The organism is Cyanobium gracile UHCC 0139, assembly GCF_034931325.1.
GTDB lineage: Bacteria > Cyanobacteriota > Cyanobacteriia > PCC-6307 > Cyanobiaceae > Cyanobium > Cyanobium gracile_B.
The window spans coordinates 403,541-418,385 of the sequence record NZ_JAYGHX010000002.1 but is presented as its reverse complement, the minus strand read 5'-3'; the positions used below and the strand labels follow the sequence as shown (position 1 = coordinate 418,385).

The following is a 14,845-nucleotide window of genomic DNA, read 5'->3' as shown; positions in this document are numbered from 1 at the left end:
CTGACGCCGCCGTGATCAGGCTCCGTCCCATCCCGATGCCATGACGATTCGACCAGCGGTGGTCACGGCCCCGGGGATCATCAGTCGGTCACAATGGGTCGACACTAACGATTCTTCATGCCCCCTCGCCTGCGCATCGCCACCGGCCTGCTGGCGATGCTGCCGGTGGCTGCGGCGGCGGATCGGCTCCACTGGGGCGATGGGATCGTGTTCGTCACGTCGATCCTCTCGATCATTCCGCTGGCGATCCTGCTCAGCACCGCCACCGAGGAGCTCTCCCTCACCCTCGGGCCCTCGATCGGGGCCCTCTTGAACGCCCTGTTCGGCAACGCCACCGAACTGATCATCGCCCTGGCGGCCCTGAGGGCCGGCCTGGTGGATATCGTCAAGGCCAGCATCACGGGCACCGTGATGGCCAACCTGCTGCTCGCCCTCGGCCTGTCGATGCTGGTCGGTGGGATCGGGCGCAGCGAGCAGCGCTTTCAGCCGGTGGTGGCCCGGGTGAACGGCTCGGCCATGACCCTGGCTGTCCTGGCGATCCTGATCCCGAGCCTGCGGGGGATGGTGGGTGACGGCGCCGGGGGACTCGACGCCGGCGCCGCCGAGTCCTTCTCCCTGTTCGTGGCCTGGGTGCTGCTGGCTGTCTACGCCCTGACCCTGCTGTTCTCCCTGAAGACCCACCGCACCCTTTATGCGGTGGCGCAGGCGGAGCTGGCTGTGGAGGGCGGGGAGCCGGCCCACGGCGAAGGCAGCGGCCCCAAGCCGCCGCTGCTCCCCTGGGTCGCCGTGCTGCTGGCGGCCACCGTCGGCCTGGCCTACGCCTCCGAGCTGTTCGTCGGGGTGGTCGAGACCGTCACCGAGTCCCTGGGCCTCTCGGCCCTGTTCACCGGCGTGGTGTTGCTTCCCCTGCTGGGCGGCGCGGCGGAGTACCTCACCGCGGTGAGCATGGCCCGCAAGGACAAGATGGACCTGGCGGTGTCGGTGGCCCTGGGCTCCACCCTGCTCGTGGGCCTTCTGGTGGTGCCCGTGCTGCTGCTGGTGGCCCCCCTGCTCGGCCATCCCCTCGACCTCAGCTTCAACGTCTATGAGGTGGTGGCGGTGGCGACCGCGGTGCTGGTGAGCAACCTGGTCAGCCTCGATGGACGCTCGGACTGGCTGGAGGGGGTGCTGCTCCTGGCCGCCTACGCCATCCTGGCAGCCGGGTTCTTCTTCCAGGGCAGTCCGGTCCCATGAGCACGAAGCCGGACGACCGTCCGCTGTCCGCCCCCGCGGGCCCGCCCCTCGCCCTGCGCTCCGGTGGTGCCTGGACCCGCCTGCGCCATGGAGCCGGCCTGCAGCTGCTGCTCACGCTCCTGGTGCTCCAGGCGGCCCTGGTGCTGGGGTTGGCCTGGCTGGCCCTGCCCGCGGCCCTGCTGGTCGTGGTCCTGGCCCTGCGCCAGCTGCTGCCGCCCCTCTGGCAGCTTCTGGCCCGCCAGCTGGAGGACCCCCCCACGGTTCGGCTGCTGGCGCTGCTGTCCCTGGTGCTCGCCCTGCTGTCGATCCCCCTGGCCCTGGGCTGGTTCGACCCGCTGCTGGCGATCTACCGCAACGGCGACTGGGAGGCGATCGGCGCCTTCGGGGAGGGGGTGATCGGGGCCATCGGCCAGATCCTCGTGGCCCTGGTGGCCCTGATGATCGCCTGGCGCCAGGTGATGGTGGATCAGCGGCTCACCACCCAGCAGAACCGCATCACCCAGGCCCAGACCATCGACAGCTTCATCCACGGCATCTCCGAGCTGATCAGCGACGAGGAGGGGCTGCTGGAGGACTGGCCCCTGGAGCGGATGCTCGCGGAGGGGCGCCTGGCCGCCGTCCTGAGCAGCATCGACGGTGACGGCAAGGCCCGCATCCTGCGGTTTCTCTCCCATGCCCGGCTGCTGACCCCCCTGCGCCGCGACCAGCGGCTGGGGCGCGCCATCCTCGATGGCGAAGGCAGTTACGAAGAGGACCGGCCGCGGGGCGTCCCGGTGATCCGCCTGCAGAGCATGCTGCGGGGGGCCGACCTCGCCGGCACCGACCTGCGGGCCATCGATTTCAACGGCGCCGATCTCTCCGGCGCCGATCTTTCCAGCGCCGACCTGTCTGAAGCGAACCTCTCGGGCGTCAATCTGGCCGGCGCCAACCTGCAGGGGGCCTGCCTGCACGCCACCCGCTTCTTCTACGGCGACCCGCTGGAGGCCACCCCACCCCAGCCCCAGCAGCCGCCCGACCACGTCGGCGGAGCCGGCACCGGCGCCCAGGTGGAGAACGTCAACCTCTCGGGGGTGCGCCAACTGGATCCGGCCAGCCGGACCTACCTGGCGGCCTGGAGCGGGGTCCGCTCCCGGCAGACCATCCCAGGTGGCTGCAAGGGGCTGCCCAGCCGGCTGTAGGCGTCGCCCCTCCATGGGACCATGGCGAGGCTTCCGACATGGTCGGCAGGCCGTCCAGCCTGGAGGGGTGGTCGAGTGGTTGATGGCTCCGGTCTTGAAAACCGGCGAATCGCAAGATTCCGTGGGTTCGAATCCCACCCCCTCCGTCCCTTTCCTCCCTCACCCGCACCCGGCCGCTCAGAGCCCCTCGGCCCGGCAGGCCTGCTGGCGCAGCCGCTCCAGGCGCTCCAGCAGGGATTCGTTGCTCATCCGGTTGTTGAGCCGCTCCGCCAGCAGGGGGAAAGCCATGGGCCCGGGACGGGGCGGGTGCCGCTCCAGCCACTCGCTCCCCTGGAGCCGCTGCAGGGTGCCGATCAGCCGACCGAGGTCGAGCTGGTCCTCCAGCACCTCGCCGCGGGCCTGGGCCAGCAGCAGATTGCCGGGCTCATGGCGCTGGAAGACGTCGAAGAGCAGGGCGGCGCTGATCTGCAGCTGGCCGCCCGAGCGGGCCTGGCCGGGGTAGCCGTTCAGCACCAGGCCGCTCACCTGGGCGATGGAGCGGAAGCGCCGGCGGCAGAGCTCGGAGAGGTTCACGGCCCGCTCCAGGTCCTCCAGTAGCCCGGCGGGATCCAGCAGGCTCTCGGCGTGCTGCGCCAGCAGCTCTTCGAACGGGTAGCCGCGGGGGGCGAGCAGCTCGAAGCCGTAGTCGTTCACCGAGACCGTGAAGGTGCCGGGGTGGTGCCGGGCCAGCCGCCACGACCACAGGAAGCCGAGGCCCTCGTGCACGAAGCGGCCCTCGAAGGGAAAGGCGTAGAGATGGCTGCCCTCCCGGGTGTGGCACAGCTCCACCAGAAACTGGTGCGTGCGGGGCAGGGCGGAGAGCTGCACCTGTCGCTCCAGCAGGGGCTCCAGGGCCCGCAGCTCGGCGGTGTCGAGGCCGAAACCGGCCTCGCCATCGAGGGCGCGGGCGCAGCGGTCGACCTCCCGGCGCAGGTGGGCGCTGAGCAGGTCGGAGAGGGCCATCTGGCCGCCGCCCCAGGCGGGCACCGTGGCGCTGCGGCGCGTGGTCGCCTTGACCATCGCCGTCATCTCCCGCAGCCGTACGAACTCCAGCTGGCGGCCGGCGAAGAAGAAGACGTCCCCCGGCTTGAGCCGGCCGATGAAGACTTCCTCCACATGGCCCAGCACGGCCCCCCGTACGAAGCGCACGGTCACGGCGCGGTCGGCGCTGATCGTGCCGATGTTGAGGCGGTGCAGGCGCGCGATGGCCAGCTCCCGCACCACGAAGCGCCAAGGGCCGTCCGCGCCCGCCCCGTCCGGCTCCCGCTCCAGCTTGCGGTAACGGGGGTAGGCCCCCAGACAGTCGCCCCCCTCCTCCAGGAAGCGCAGACACCAGTCCCAGCGGCTGCGCTCCAGGTGGCGGTAGCTCCAGGTGCGACGCACCGCCGCGAGGGTGGCCTCGGGCTCGAAGCCGGGACCGCAGGCCAGGCTCACCAGGTGCTGGAGCAGCACATCGAGCGGCTCCTGCGGCGGGCGGCGGTGCTCTACCAGCCCCTCCCCCAGCCCCCGGCGCATTGCCGACACCTCCAGCAGTTCCAGGGCGTTGGTGGGCATGAACAGCACCTGGGCCGTGCCCCCGGGCTGATGGGCCGAGCGCCCCGCCCGCTGCAGCAGCCGGGCCAGGTTCTTGGCGCTGCCGATCTGCACCACCCGCTCCACCGGCTGGAAGTCGACCCCCAGATCGAGGGAGCTGGTGCACACCACCCAGCGGATCTCGGCGGCCTTCACCCCCGCTTCGATCGCCTCGCGCTCGGCCCGATCGATGGCGCTGTGGTGCAGGGCGAGGGCCCCATCCATCTCGGGGCAGGCGAAGCGCAGGCACTGGTGCCAGCGTTCGGCCTGGTTGCGGGTGTTGGTAAACAGCAGGGTGGAGACGGCCGGGTCCAGGGCGGCCACCAGCTCCTCGTACATGCGCAGCCCCAGGTGGCCGGCCCAGGGGAAGCCGTCGATCGTGTCGGGCAGCAGGCTGCGGATCCGGGTGTCCCGCTGGATCCGGGCGGTGATGATCCGCGGCTCGCCGTCCACCCCCACCGCGGCCCGGGCCGCCTCCTCCAGGTTGCCGATGGTGGCGCTGATCGCCCAGGTGCGCAGGGCGGGCCGCCGGCCCCGCAGCCAGCTCAGACAGAGCTCGGTCTGGGAGCCGCGCTTGCTGCCCATCAGCTCGTGCCATTCATCGATCACCACCGCCTCCAGGTCGGCGAACAGGGCCTCGGCCCGGGGGCCGGCCAGCAACAGGGAGAGGGACTCGGGGGTGGTGATCAGGATCTGGGGCGGGGCCTTGAGCTGCTTGCCCCGCTCATGGCTGCTGGTGTCGCCGTTGCGCAGTCCCACCCGCAGCGGCCAGCCCATCGCCTCGATCGGCTCCCGGATCGCCAGCAACAGATCCCGGCTCAGGGCCCGCAGGGGCGTCAGCACCAGCAGGCGCAGCCCGCCCTCCGGCCCGGCGCCCCCCTGCGCTTCGGCGGCCCCGTTCTCGCTGAGCATCGCCGCGATCGGCCCCATCACGGCGGCGTAGGTCTTCCCCGAGCCGGTGGGCACCTGGATCAGGCCGCTGGCCCCCTCGAGATAGGCGCGCCAGCACTGGCGCTGGAAGGGCATCGGCCGCCAGCCACGGCGGTCGAACCAGGCCTCGATCGGCCGCAGCGCCGCCGCGGGGGAAGGGGACAAGGGTTGGGCGGGGCGGGGACGGCTCAGGTGGAGAGCACCGCCACCACCACGGCGGCGATGGCCAGGATCACGGCCCCCAGCACCACCCCGGCGGCGATGTTGCCCCGGCGGATCTCGGCCCGGTAATCGATCGGCGAGAGGCGATCGAAGAGCAGGAGCCCGACATAGATGAGGATGATGCCCAGAAAGGTCCAGCCGACCATCAGCAGCATCTGGAGCAGTGGTTTGACCATCCCCGCGTCTCGAAGCCGGCCCCACCGTAGGGACACCCCGGAGGCCGCCCGCTGATGGGGCCGTCATCTCCGGGCGGACAGCGGGATCCGGCGTTGCTGCTCTGGCCGCTGGCCAGCCTGCTGCTGCCGCTGCTGCCCCTTCTGGTGCTGGCGATTTCGGCGCTGGAGTGGCCCAGGCGGCTGGTGATGGTGGTGCCCGAGGGGCCGCGGGTGCTCAGCGCCCCCTTCGAGCTGCGGGACGGCTGGCTGGGCAGCCCCCGGCTGACGTTGGCGGCCGAGATCCCCCCCAACAGCAGCGTCGAGCTGGAGGTGGCCCTCCTCGATGGCGGCGGCCGCACCGTGCTGAGCCTCACCAAGGACGGCTGGCGGGCCAGCGGCACCTGGGCAGAGGGCGGCGAGAGCGGCACCTGGGAGGAGGGTGACGCGGGTCTGGCGCTGGCCATGCGCCCGGGCCAGACCGGACGCTTCCAGCTGGCGGTGCAGCTGCAGGACCTGCTGGATGATGCGGGCCGGCCCCTGCCGACTCCGGTCGTGGTGCGCGGCAGCGTCCGCAACCACAGCGTCGACGTCCCCCTGCTGCTGTTCACCACCGTGGTGACCTGGGCAACGGCGTTGGTGCTGCTCAAGGCCTGCTATGGCATCGGCCGGGGCCGCTGGGTCCGCCGCAGCGACGATGGCATCGCCGCGATCCGCTGCGACGCCGGTGGCCCGGGCCTGGTGCGGGTGGGGGTGGTGGCCCGCTGGGAGCTGCCCCACGACGATCCGCCCCTGGGCCAGCCCCCGGCAACCACCGCCATCGAGCTTCGGGTCTGCGATGCCCTCGGGCGCCCCCGCCTCCAGCACCGGCAGACGCTGGCCGTGGCCCACCACTCCAGCGATGGCGACCACTGGCTCTCGGCCCAGCACATGATCCATCTGCGGCTGCCGGAGCCGGGCTGCTATCGCTTCCGCGTGCAGCTGCCCGAGACCTTCCGCGCCGACGGCGATCTCTGGGAGATCGAATGGCTGCGGCTCACCGTGGAGGACGGGCTGCGGACGGCCCGGCCGGTCCCGGTGCTGACGCTGGAAGGGCCGATGGAGGGCCGCTGAGATGGTCGATGAGCGAGCGGTGGTGATGGTACTGGCTGTGACCGTGGTCGCCGCCGGCACCGTGACGGCCATCACCCGTCCCGGCCTCTGGCGCCTCGGCCAGGAGGGCACCCCCGCCGCCTCCAGCGGCGTCCGCTACGGCGGCAGCTACCGCTCCGGCCGCTGGGTGACGACGACGCCCCGCCGGCAGGACTGGTCGGGCTTCCAGGGGCGTGGACCCGGCGCGGCCAAGTGAGGGCCCGGACCCTGCCGGCCCTGAGCCCCCGGCAGGTGCGGGTGCTGCTGGCGGCGGCGGCCCTCTCCTCCAGCGTCAGCCTGGTGCTGGAGTTGATGCTGATCACCCAGGCCAGCTATCTGCTGGGGGACCACGCCCTGGCCACCGGCGTCGTGGTGGGCACCTTTCTGGCCGCCATGGGCCTGGGCGCCTGGCTGAGCCAGTTCCTGGCCACAGGGCCCGATCCGGGCCTGGCCCTGCTGCAATGGTTCCTGGGCGTCGAACTGGCCCTGGCCCCCCTGTGCCTGCTGGCGCCCCTGGGCCTGTTCGCCCTGTTTCGGCTGGGGGGGCCGGTGTGGCTGGGCCTGGTGGTGATCACCGTGCTGGTGGGGGCGCTCGGCGGCATGGAGGTGCCCCTGCTGACCCGGCTGCTGGAGTGTGGCCAGCAGCTGCGCATCGCCCTGGCCCGGGTGCTCGCCCTCGATTACCTGGGCGCCCTGGTGGGGGCCCTGCTGTTTCCCCTGGTGCTGCTCCCCTGGCTGGGTCTGCTGCCCACCGCCGGCTGGCTGGCCCTGATGCCCCTGGTCAGCTGCGCGGTGATCGCCGCGGTGTTCCCGGTGGGGCGGCTCTGGCGCCGCACGATCGCCGTCGCCGTTCCTGTGGTCGCCCTGGCCGGCCTGGGGCTGGTCCCCCTCGGCGACCGGATCGAGGACGGCCTTTACGAGGATCCGGTAGTGAGCCGGCTCCAGAGCCGTCACCAGCGCATCGTGCTCACCCGCCGCCGCGACGACCTGCGCCTGTTCCTCGACGGCCAGCTGCAGTTCTCCAGCCTCGACGAATACCGCTACCACGAGGCCCTGGTGCATCCGGCCATGGCCTGGCACGGCCGGCCGGCCCGGGTGCTGCTGCTGGGGGCGGGCGATGGCCTGGCCCTGCGGGAGGTGCTGCGCTGGCCCGCTGTGCGGCAGGTGGATGTGCTGGAACTCGACCCGGCCGTGGCCCGGCTGGCCCGGGAACAGCCGTTCCTGCGGCGCCTGAACGGCGCCAGCCTGGAGGACGGGCGGGTACGGCTGGTGATCGGCGATGCCTTCGATCGGGTGCGGCAGCTGCAGGGCACCTATGACGTGATCATCGCCGACTTCCCCGACCCCGCGACACCGGCCCTGGCGCGCCTTTACAGCGTCACCTTCTACGGGCGGCTGCTGCGCCGACTCGCCCCCGACGGTCTGCTGGTCACCCAGGCTTCAACGCCGTTCTTCAGCCCCAGGGTGCTGGCTTCGATCCAGGCCACCCTGGCCGAGCTGCGGCTGACCACCCGCCCCTATGGCGTGGATGTGCCCAGCTTCGGGCCCTGGGGATTCGTGCTGGCGCACCGCGGCCCGCCGCGGCCGCAGCCGGCCGAGCTCCCCTTCCAGGGTCGCTGGATCGATCAGGGGCAGCTGGAGCGCCTCTTTCCCCTCAGCCGGGATCTGGCCCTACCGCCGGGGGAACGGGTGCTGCCGAACCGACTGCACCGGCCCGTGCTCGCCGACTACCAGCGCCAGGGCCGCTGGCGCCAGAACTGAACGGCAGCGGCCCCGCCATGCACACGGGCACCGGACAGCGGGGTCCATAAGCTGGGCCCGCCGGCCTGGATGCTCCGGCCCCCGAGCGCCGCGATGGTTGTCTGGCTTCTCCTGCTGCTGCTGCTGCTGGCCGCCGTCGCCCTGCTGCTCTTGCGGCGGGCCCGCCTGCGCCGCCGTTCCCCGCAGCTGCAGGGCCGCACCCTGTTCAACCTCACCACCGGCGACATCGTCCAGCACGATGGCCGCGACTGGGTGGTGGAGGATCGGCTGCTCTACGACGACGACGGCTTCCAGTGGCTGGAGTACCTGCTGCGGGACGGGACCGAGGGCCGCTGGCTGAGCGTCTGCGAGGACGACTGGCTGGAGGTGAGCTGGCTGGAGGACGTCCCGGCCACCGAGCTGGAGGGTCTCACCGCCGACTTCCCCGAGCACGTGCGCTGCCGCGGCCAGCTGTATCACCTCAAGGAGACGGGCCGGGCTTCGGTGACGGCCGCCGCCCGGGTGATGAACCGGCGCCTGACGGGTTGCCGCTACGGCGATTACGAGGGGGCCGATGGCCGGGTGCTGTCCCTGGAGCGCTGGGAGGAGGGCGACGATCCCGGGCCGCCGGAGCTCAGCCTGGGCTTGCGCATCGACCCGGCGGCACCGCTGCTGCTGCCCGGGGATGGGCGCTCGGTCTATCGCTGAGTCGCCGATCCTTGCGCTGGGGTGAGATCCTCCAGCAAGGCGACGGCACTGGTCAGGCTGTCGGCGGAGTTGGCGGTGCGGTCGCGGCGCCAGCGCAGGATGCGGGGAAAACGCACCGCCAGGCCGCTGCGGTGGCGGGGGGAGCGCTGCAGGCCTTCGAAGCCCAGGGTGAAGACCTGCAGCGGCTCGACGGCCCGCACCGGACCGAAGCGCTCGATGGTGTGGCGGCGGATCCAGCGGTCCAGCTCGGTGATCTCGCCGTCATCGAGCCCGGAATAGGCCTTGGCGAAGGTGACCAGGCGGCCCTCGCCGTCCCAGAGGCCGAAGGTGTAATCGGTGTAGAGGTTGGCGCGGCGGCCGCTGCCGGCCTGGGCGTAGAGCAACACCGCATCGAGCTCCATCGGCTCCAGCTTGTGCTTCCACCACAGCCCGCGGCGCCGGCCGACGCCGTAGGCCGAATCGAGCGCCTTCAGCATCAGCCCCTCGGCGCCCACCGACCGTGCCTGCTGCCGCAAGGCTTCCAGCGCCTCCCAGCCCCCCAGCGGCAGCAGCGGGGAGAGGCGCAGGAGCCCGGCGGCGGGGGTGGAGACCGCCTCCGGCAGCCCCCGCACCAGATCCTCCAGGGCGGCGCGGCGGCGGCCCAGGGGCTCGGGGCGCAGGTCCTGGCCCATCAGCTCCAGCAGGTCGTAGGCGATGAAGGCCGCCGGACACTCCCGCAGCAGGGCGACGCCGGGCTTCTGGCGCCCCAGCCGCCGCTGCAGGGGGCCGAAGCCGGCGGGCTGGCTCGCCCCGGCCGGCCAGACGGTCAGCTCCCCATCCAGCACCGTGCCCGGCGCCAGCCGCTCGGCCATTCCCTCCAGCTCGGGGAAGCTGCCGTTGATCAGCTCCTCGCCCCGGCTCCAGAGAAAGGTCTGGCCGCCCCGGCGGATCAGCTGGGCCCGGATCCCGTCCCACTTCCACTCCACCTGCCAGCCGGCGGGATCCGTGGCGGTGAGGCGCTCCAGCTCCAGGGGGGAGGCCAGGCAGAAGGGGTAGGGCCGGCTGATCGGGGCGGCCGCGCCGTCCTCCAGGGGCGCCAGCAGGGCCTCCATCGCCTCCGGGGAGGGTTCGAAACCGCCCATCAGCCGGTGGGCCAGCTCCGCCTCCTCAAGCCCTGCCACCTCCGCCAGCGCCCGGGTGACCAGGCCGGCGGCCACCCCCACCCGGAAGCCGCCGGTGAGCAGCTTGTTGAACAGGAAGACCTGCCCTTCGGGCAGCCCCCGCCAGATGTCCAGCACCGCGTTCGCCTGCGGCTCGTCCTCCAGGGCGGCCAGGGCCGGCAGCCGTGTGCCCATCCACTCGGCCAGGGGCAGCGCCAGGGGCGGGGCCGGTGGCAGGGCCAGCCGGGGCAGCAGCAGGGCGATGGTCTCGGCCGAGTCCCCCACCTGGGCGTGGCAGGCGTCGAACAGCCAGTCCGGCAGGCCGGAGCGTTCCAGGGCGATCTGCCGCAGCCGCCGGCCGGTGAGCAGCCTCCGGCGCCGCTTGCCGAGCAGCAGGGCCAGGGCCCAGGCGCCATCGGCCGGATCGGCGGCCCGGAAGAAACCCGCCAGGGCGGCCACCCGGGCCCGGGTGCCGCTGCTGTGCTCCAGGGTCTCGATCAGCTCGGCGAACACCTGCATCGGCTCAGGCCATGGGCGGTTCGGGCAGCCCCAGCTCCCGGCGCCAGTCGGTCAGGGGGCGCTCCCAGCCCTCCTCCAGCTTGAAGGTGATCAGGCAGCGGGCCGCCAGACCCAGCTCGAAGCCCCGGGCCAGGGCGCGCAGCAGCGGTTCGAGCGGTTCGTCGTCCTGGAGAGTGCCGAGCAGGCCGCCGAAGACCAGCAGCACCGCCAGGGGAGAGCGCACCTGGGCCAGGTTGAAGGCCTGCAGCCCCAGCTCGCCGGGCCCGTCGATGCCGAAGCCGGTGAGCACATGGACGATGTCGTGGGTTTCCCGCAGCCGGTGGGTGATGTACTCCGCCGGTGTGGTGATCGGCCGGGGATCGATCAGGCTGTCCGGCGTCAGATTCAGGCGCTGCAACTGCTCGGCGTAGGTCCGTCCCAGGCTGCCCTCGGGCAGGGCCGCCAGAGCGGCCATGTCGATCGGGGCTGGGCGCCAGCCCTCCGCCACCAAAGCGGCCATGGCCGGGTTCTCCAGCAGGTGACGCTGCATCTGGGTGGCCAGGGGGCTGCCCTGGAGGCTCCGGGCCACCCCGAAGACGCTGTCGAGTTCCGTGGGGTTCTTCAGGAAGGCGGCGAGGCCGGCCACCATCCGCAGCGACTGCAGACGTTGCTGGAGGTTGAACCGCATGGGGCAAGCCGTCGCCGGAGTGGGAGGCCAGTCTGACGGGGAAGGTTCAGAGGGCGACCACCCGATGCCGGCCGGCGGCCTTGGCCGCATACATGTTGCGGTCGGCCCGACGGAGGAACAGGTCCGCATCCTCCCCGGCCCCGTGCAGGGCGATGCCGATCGAGAACGACGGCGTGATGCTGGCGTCACTCCAGGGGATCGGCTCGCTGATGCCGGTCTGGAGGCCTTCGGCGAAGGCGATCGCGTCCTCCAGACGCTCGATCCCCTCCAGCAGCAGCAGAAATTCGTCGCCGCCGATCCGGCCGGCATGGTCACCGGGGCGGGTCCGGGCCTCGATCCTGCGGGCCACGGTTCTGAGCACCGCATCGCCGCAGGCGTGGCCGTAGCGGTCGTTGATGCCCTTGAAACCGTCGCAGTCGCAGAAGAGCAGGGCGACGGGCTGGGCGCTGTGGGCCCGTTCATCCAGGAGCAGCCGCTCCAGCCGCTCGAGGATGGCGGCGCGGCTGCAGAGGCCGGTGAGCGGATCGGTGTTGGCGCGCTGGAGCAGCAGGCGCTCCTCCAGAACCTGGTCATCCACCGGCTGGAGCGTGATCACATAGCCATGGGCCAGGCTCAGGGGGGCCCCGGCGGGATCCACCTCGCCACTGGTGTCGAACCCCTGCGTCTCGAGGCTGCGCAGCTGGTCGCTGTCGAGCCTGCGGACGCTCAGCTGCACCCAGCCCCAGCCTCCGCCTGGATCGGCCAGCCGCAGGCGGCCCTGGCGGACCGGCCCCGACTCCGCCAGCCACTGGTCTAGGTCCACCGGCCCGGGGGGGTCCTCGGCGGAGGCGAACAGATCCCGGAACCCCCGGCCGTGCCATTGCTTCTGCTGCCAGCCCGTCATCGGCTGCAGCGACGGCGACACCCACACCACCTGCTGGCGGTGGTTCAGCAGCAGCATCACATCGAGGATGTTGTCGGCGAGGAGCCGGTACAGGGCCGCCACATCAGCCAGGCTGCGGGCGGCCTGGTCCTGGGCGGTCACATCCCGCCAGGTGACCGCGAGGATCCCGCGCTCCGGGGTGATCTCGATGTCGAACAGGCGACGGCCCGTGGCCGTGACGCCGTCCGTGGTGGCAAAGCCGCTGACCGCGGTCGGGAGGTTGCGCACGGCGGCATCGGCGTACAGCTCGACCAGGCCCTGCTGACCCATCGACGGGCTGATGGCCATCAGCGTCTGGCCCAGGATCGCTTCGCGCTCCTGCTGCAGGTAGGAGCAGACGGCTCCGTTGACATCCAGAACCCGGAAGTCCTCGATGCTGCCGTCATGGCGATGGACCGACTGCAGCAGCAGAAAGAAATCGCGGCTGGCGTCCATGGCGGTACGCAGCAGCTTGAGCTGCTCGAAGGTGCCGGGCAGATGGGCCCCATCCGCCGGCAGGGTGGAGGGGACTTCACGGCCCAGCGGCGCCGACGCCCAGCGCTCCGGAGCAGGAATCACCGGGGCGTCCGGATTCAGCAGCAGCGCCTTGAAGGCCTCCGGCTCCAGGGGAGGGCCGCAGAGGAAGCCCTGGAAGCAGTCGCAGCCGAGATCCCGCAGCAGCCGGCGCTGTTCCTCCGTCTCCACCCCCTCGGCGGTGCAGTCCATCCCCAGGCCATGGGCCAGGGCGATGGTGGTGGCCACGATGGTCTGATCGACGGGAGAGGTTGTCAGAGCCTGCACGAAGGTGCGATCGATCTTGAGGCGATGGACCGGCAGGGTCCGCAGCAGCTCCAGGGAGGAATAACCGGTTCCGAAGTTGTCGATCGCGATCCGGAAGCCCTGGTCGGCCAGCACCCGCAGCTGCTCACGGGCCAGCAGGGGATTGCGGATCAACGCCGTTTCCGTGATCTCCAGTTCCAGCTGCTCGGGCCGCAGCTGGTGGTCCGCCAGGGTCTCCAGGAGGGCGCTGATGAAGCGCCCGCCCGGCAGCTCCAGCTCCCGAGGGGAGACGTTCAGGGCCAGCCGCGGGGGGCGCAGGCCCGCCGCCTGCCAGTCGCTGATCCGCTGGGCGGTCTGACGCAGGACCCAGGGGGAGAGTTGCAGGATCAGGCCACTCTCCTCGGCGAGTGGCAGGAAACGGCTGGGCGGCACCGAGAGGCTCAGGTGGTTGGTCCAGCGCAGCAGGATCTCTCCGCCGGCGAGCTCGTTGGATGGGGTCCGCTGCGGCTGGATCAGCAGTCGGAACTGCTCGCGATCCACCGCCTGGGAGAGCTGGAAGCTCAGCTCCATGCGCTCCTGAATCTGGCGGCTGATCGTGCTGGAGTACGCACACACCTGGAGGCTTCCCTGGGCCTTCGCCTTCATCAGCGCCGTGTTGGCGCACTGGATCAGCGTCCGGCTCTCCTGGGCGTGCTCGGGATAGGTGGCGATGCCCACGCAAAAGGTCGGGTCGAGGGGCAGGTCCTTCAGCAACGGCTGCAGCTGGACCCACGCCTGCTGCAGGCGACGGGCGGCGCCCATCGCATCACCGATGGAGAGGATTCCTTCCTCCATGAGGATCAGAAACTGATCGCTGCCCAGCCGCGCCAGCCAGTCGCCGGGGCCGATCAGATCCCGCAGCCGGCTGGCCATGGCGCGCAGCACCCGATCGCCGACATCGGATCCGAAGTGATCGTTGATGTCCCCGAAGCTATCCACGTCCAGGCTCAGGACCGCCATTGACGCGTTGTAGCGACGACCGCTCAGGCGTCGGTTCAGCTCCTCCAGGGTGGCGAGCTTGTTGGGAAGGCCGGTGAGGGGGTCGAAGGAGCGCTCGCCCGCCACGGCCTGCATCAGGGACTGCTCGCCGGTGACATCCCTGAGGGTTCCCACCATGCGCGCCGGCGCACCGCTGCGGTCGTAGCTGAGGTGACCCACGGCCTCCACCATTGCCTCGGTGCCGTCCTCGAAGCTGAGCCGATGGCAGCTGCGGAACACATCGCCTCGGGTCACGGCCCGGCGCACATCCATGTGCCAGCGGAGCCGGTCGTCGGGATGCACGAGCGCGCCATAGTCCCGCAGCGATGTGTGCCCATCACCCTGCTGGCTTCTGCAGAGGCGCCGGGTCTGCTCCGACCAGCGCATGCGGCCATCGCTGAAGCGCAGATCCCAGACGCCGATGCCGCTGATCGCCGACCCCTCCTCCAGCAGTGAGAGGGTGTCCGCGAGCTGGATTTCCCGATGGCGCTGCTGGGTTTCGTCGCTGACGCAGCTCACGATCAGTTGTCGGCCGTCGATCTCCAGGACGCGACTGCGGACGACGACGTCGCGGATGGAGTCATCGCTGCAGCGATGCCGGGTGTGAAGGGTTCCGCCGCCGGCGGCGATCAGTTCGCGGCGACGCTCGGCCACCCAGGCGGCGTCGTGATCGGGATCGGCCTGGATCGCCTCCGGGGACAGGGCCAGCAGTTCCGTGGTGCTGTAGCCCAGATGGGCGTGGGCCGAATGATTGCAGGCGAGAAAATGGCCACTCAGCGCATCGGAGGCCAGCAGGTCGGTGTCGGTGAGATCGGCGATCAGGCAGAAATCGGCCAGGCGATCTTTCAGGGTCTCGAAGTGGTCTGCCGATCCCCCACTTTCACCCATGGCACCACGTTGCCTTCCTTTCGAACGCT

Annotated in this window: 11 protein-coding genes and 1 tRNA gene; 7 read left to right on the top strand and 5 right to left on the bottom strand. The window is 71.5% G+C overall.

The features are described 5' to 3' along the window. Positions 1 to 117: 117 nt before the first annotated feature. The 3 genes from cax (at position 118) to VB738_RS05340 (ending at position 2,557) form a co-directional block, all read left to right on the top strand. Positions 118 to 1,233, top strand: coding sequence for a calcium/proton exchanger (gene cax / locus VB738_RS05350; RefSeq protein ID WP_323304760.1), 1,116 nt, complete (start codon positions 118 to 120; stop codon positions 1,231 to 1,233). Then, the gene (locus VB738_RS05345; RefSeq protein ID WP_323304759.1) at positions 1,230 to 2,411 is read left to right on the top strand and encodes a pentapeptide repeat-containing protein; all 1,182 of its coding nucleotides are present in this window, start codon (positions 1,230 to 1,232) and stop codon (positions 2,409 to 2,411) included. Before cax ends, VB738_RS05345 begins: the two co-directional genes overlap by 4 nt. A gap of 61 nt (positions 2,412 to 2,472) precedes the next feature. Continuing rightward, positions 2,473 to 2,557, top strand: a tRNA-Ser gene (locus VB738_RS05340). A 31-nt stretch (positions 2,558 to 2,588) separates the two neighbouring features. Here the strand turns inward: VB738_RS05340 and VB738_RS05335 are convergent. Together VB738_RS05335 and VB738_RS05330 are read right to left on the bottom strand one after the other, a co-directional pair. Continuing rightward, a complete protein-coding gene (locus tag VB738_RS05335) occupies positions 2,589 to 5,117 on the bottom strand; it encodes a ligase-associated DNA damage response DEXH box helicase (protein ID WP_323304758.1) in 2,529 nt (842 codons plus the stop codon). Between the two features lie 23 nt (positions 5,118 to 5,140). Then, a complete protein-coding gene (locus VB738_RS05330) occupies positions 5,141 to 5,350 on the bottom strand; it encodes a DUF350 domain-containing protein (protein ID WP_094584670.1) in 210 nt (69 codons plus the stop codon). Positions 5,351 to 5,404: 54 nt separating this feature from the next. On the opposite strand from VB738_RS05330, the gene VB738_RS05325 reads away from it, so the two are divergent. The 4 genes from VB738_RS05325 to VB738_RS05310 all read left to right on the top strand — a co-directional run bounded on the left by VB738_RS05325 (position 5,405) and on the right by VB738_RS05310 (position 8,905). Beyond that, positions 5,405 to 6,439 carry a hypothetical protein gene (locus VB738_RS05325; protein ID WP_323304757.1) on the top strand — a complete coding sequence of 345 codons (1,035 nt, stop codon included), beginning with the start codon at positions 5,405 to 5,407 and terminating at the stop codon, positions 6,437 to 6,439. Position 6,440: 1 nt separating this feature from the next. Then, the gene (locus VB738_RS05320) at positions 6,441 to 6,674 is read left to right on the top strand and encodes a hypothetical protein (protein ID WP_323304756.1); all 234 of its coding nucleotides are present in this window, start codon (positions 6,441 to 6,443) and stop codon (positions 6,672 to 6,674) included. Beyond that, a complete protein-coding gene (locus VB738_RS05315; protein WP_323304755.1) occupies positions 6,671 to 8,218 on the top strand; it encodes a polyamine aminopropyltransferase in 1,548 nt (515 codons plus the stop codon). The genes VB738_RS05320 and VB738_RS05315 overlap by 4 nt, the downstream gene beginning before the upstream one ends. A gap of 93 nt (positions 8,219 to 8,311) precedes the next feature. Further along, the gene (locus tag VB738_RS05310; protein ID WP_323304754.1) at positions 8,312 to 8,905 is read left to right on the top strand and encodes a DUF4178 domain-containing protein; all 594 of its coding nucleotides are present in this window, start codon (positions 8,312 to 8,314) and stop codon (positions 8,903 to 8,905) included. On the opposite strand, the gene VB738_RS05305 is transcribed toward VB738_RS05310, so the two are convergent. From VB738_RS05305 to VB738_RS05295, 3 genes are read right to left on the bottom strand one after another with little or no spacing between them, the layout of a single operon-like run. After that, positions 8,896 to 10,563 (bottom strand): ATP-dependent DNA ligase, encoded by a 1,668-nt coding sequence (locus tag VB738_RS05305; protein ID WP_323304753.1) that lies wholly within the window; start codon positions 10,561 to 10,563, stop codon positions 8,896 to 8,898. The two genes, VB738_RS05310 and VB738_RS05305, sit on opposite strands and share 10 nt — an antisense overlap. A gap of 4 nt (positions 10,564 to 10,567) precedes the next feature. After that, entirely contained in the window at positions 10,568 to 11,230 is a 663-nt protein-coding gene (locus VB738_RS05300) for a Coq4 family protein (protein WP_323304752.1), read from the bottom strand. Positions 11,231 to 11,276: 46 nt separating this feature from the next. Then, a complete protein-coding gene (locus VB738_RS05295) occupies positions 11,277 to 14,816 on the bottom strand; it encodes a diguanylate cyclase domain-containing protein (RefSeq protein ID WP_323304751.1) in 3,540 nt (1,179 codons plus the stop codon). Positions 14,817 to 14,845: the final 29 nt, after the last annotated feature.

Coding starts and splice junctions, on each gene's coding strand:
- VB738_RS05310 (WP_323304754.1), top strand. CDS start 8,312: ATGGTTGTCTGGCTTCTCCTGCTGCTGCTGCTGCTGGCCGCCGTCGCC.
- VB738_RS05325 (WP_323304757.1), top strand. CDS start 5,405: ATGGGGCCGTCATCTCCGGGCGGACAGCGGGATCCGGCGTTGCTGCTC.
- VB738_RS05330 (WP_094584670.1), bottom strand. CDS start 5,350: ATGGTCAAACCACTGCTCCAGATGCTGCTGATGGTCGGCTGGACCTTT.
- cax (WP_323304760.1), top strand. CDS start 118: ATGCCCCCTCGCCTGCGCATCGCCACCGGCCTGCTGGCGATGCTGCCG.
- VB738_RS05320 (WP_323304756.1), top strand. CDS start 6,441: ATGGTCGATGAGCGAGCGGTGGTGATGGTACTGGCTGTGACCGTGGTC.
- VB738_RS05300 (WP_323304752.1), bottom strand. CDS start 11,230: ATGCGGTTCAACCTCCAGCAACGTCTGCAGTCGCTGCGGATGGTGGCC.
- VB738_RS05295 (WP_323304751.1), bottom strand. CDS start 14,816: ATGGGTGAAAGTGGGGGATCGGCAGACCACTTCGAGACCCTGAAAGAT.
- VB738_RS05345 (WP_323304759.1), top strand. CDS start 1,230: ATGAGCACGAAGCCGGACGACCGTCCGCTGTCCGCCCCCGCGGGCCCG.
- VB738_RS05305 (WP_323304753.1), bottom strand. CDS start 10,563: ATGCAGGTGTTCGCCGAGCTGATCGAGACCCTGGAGCACAGCAGCGGC.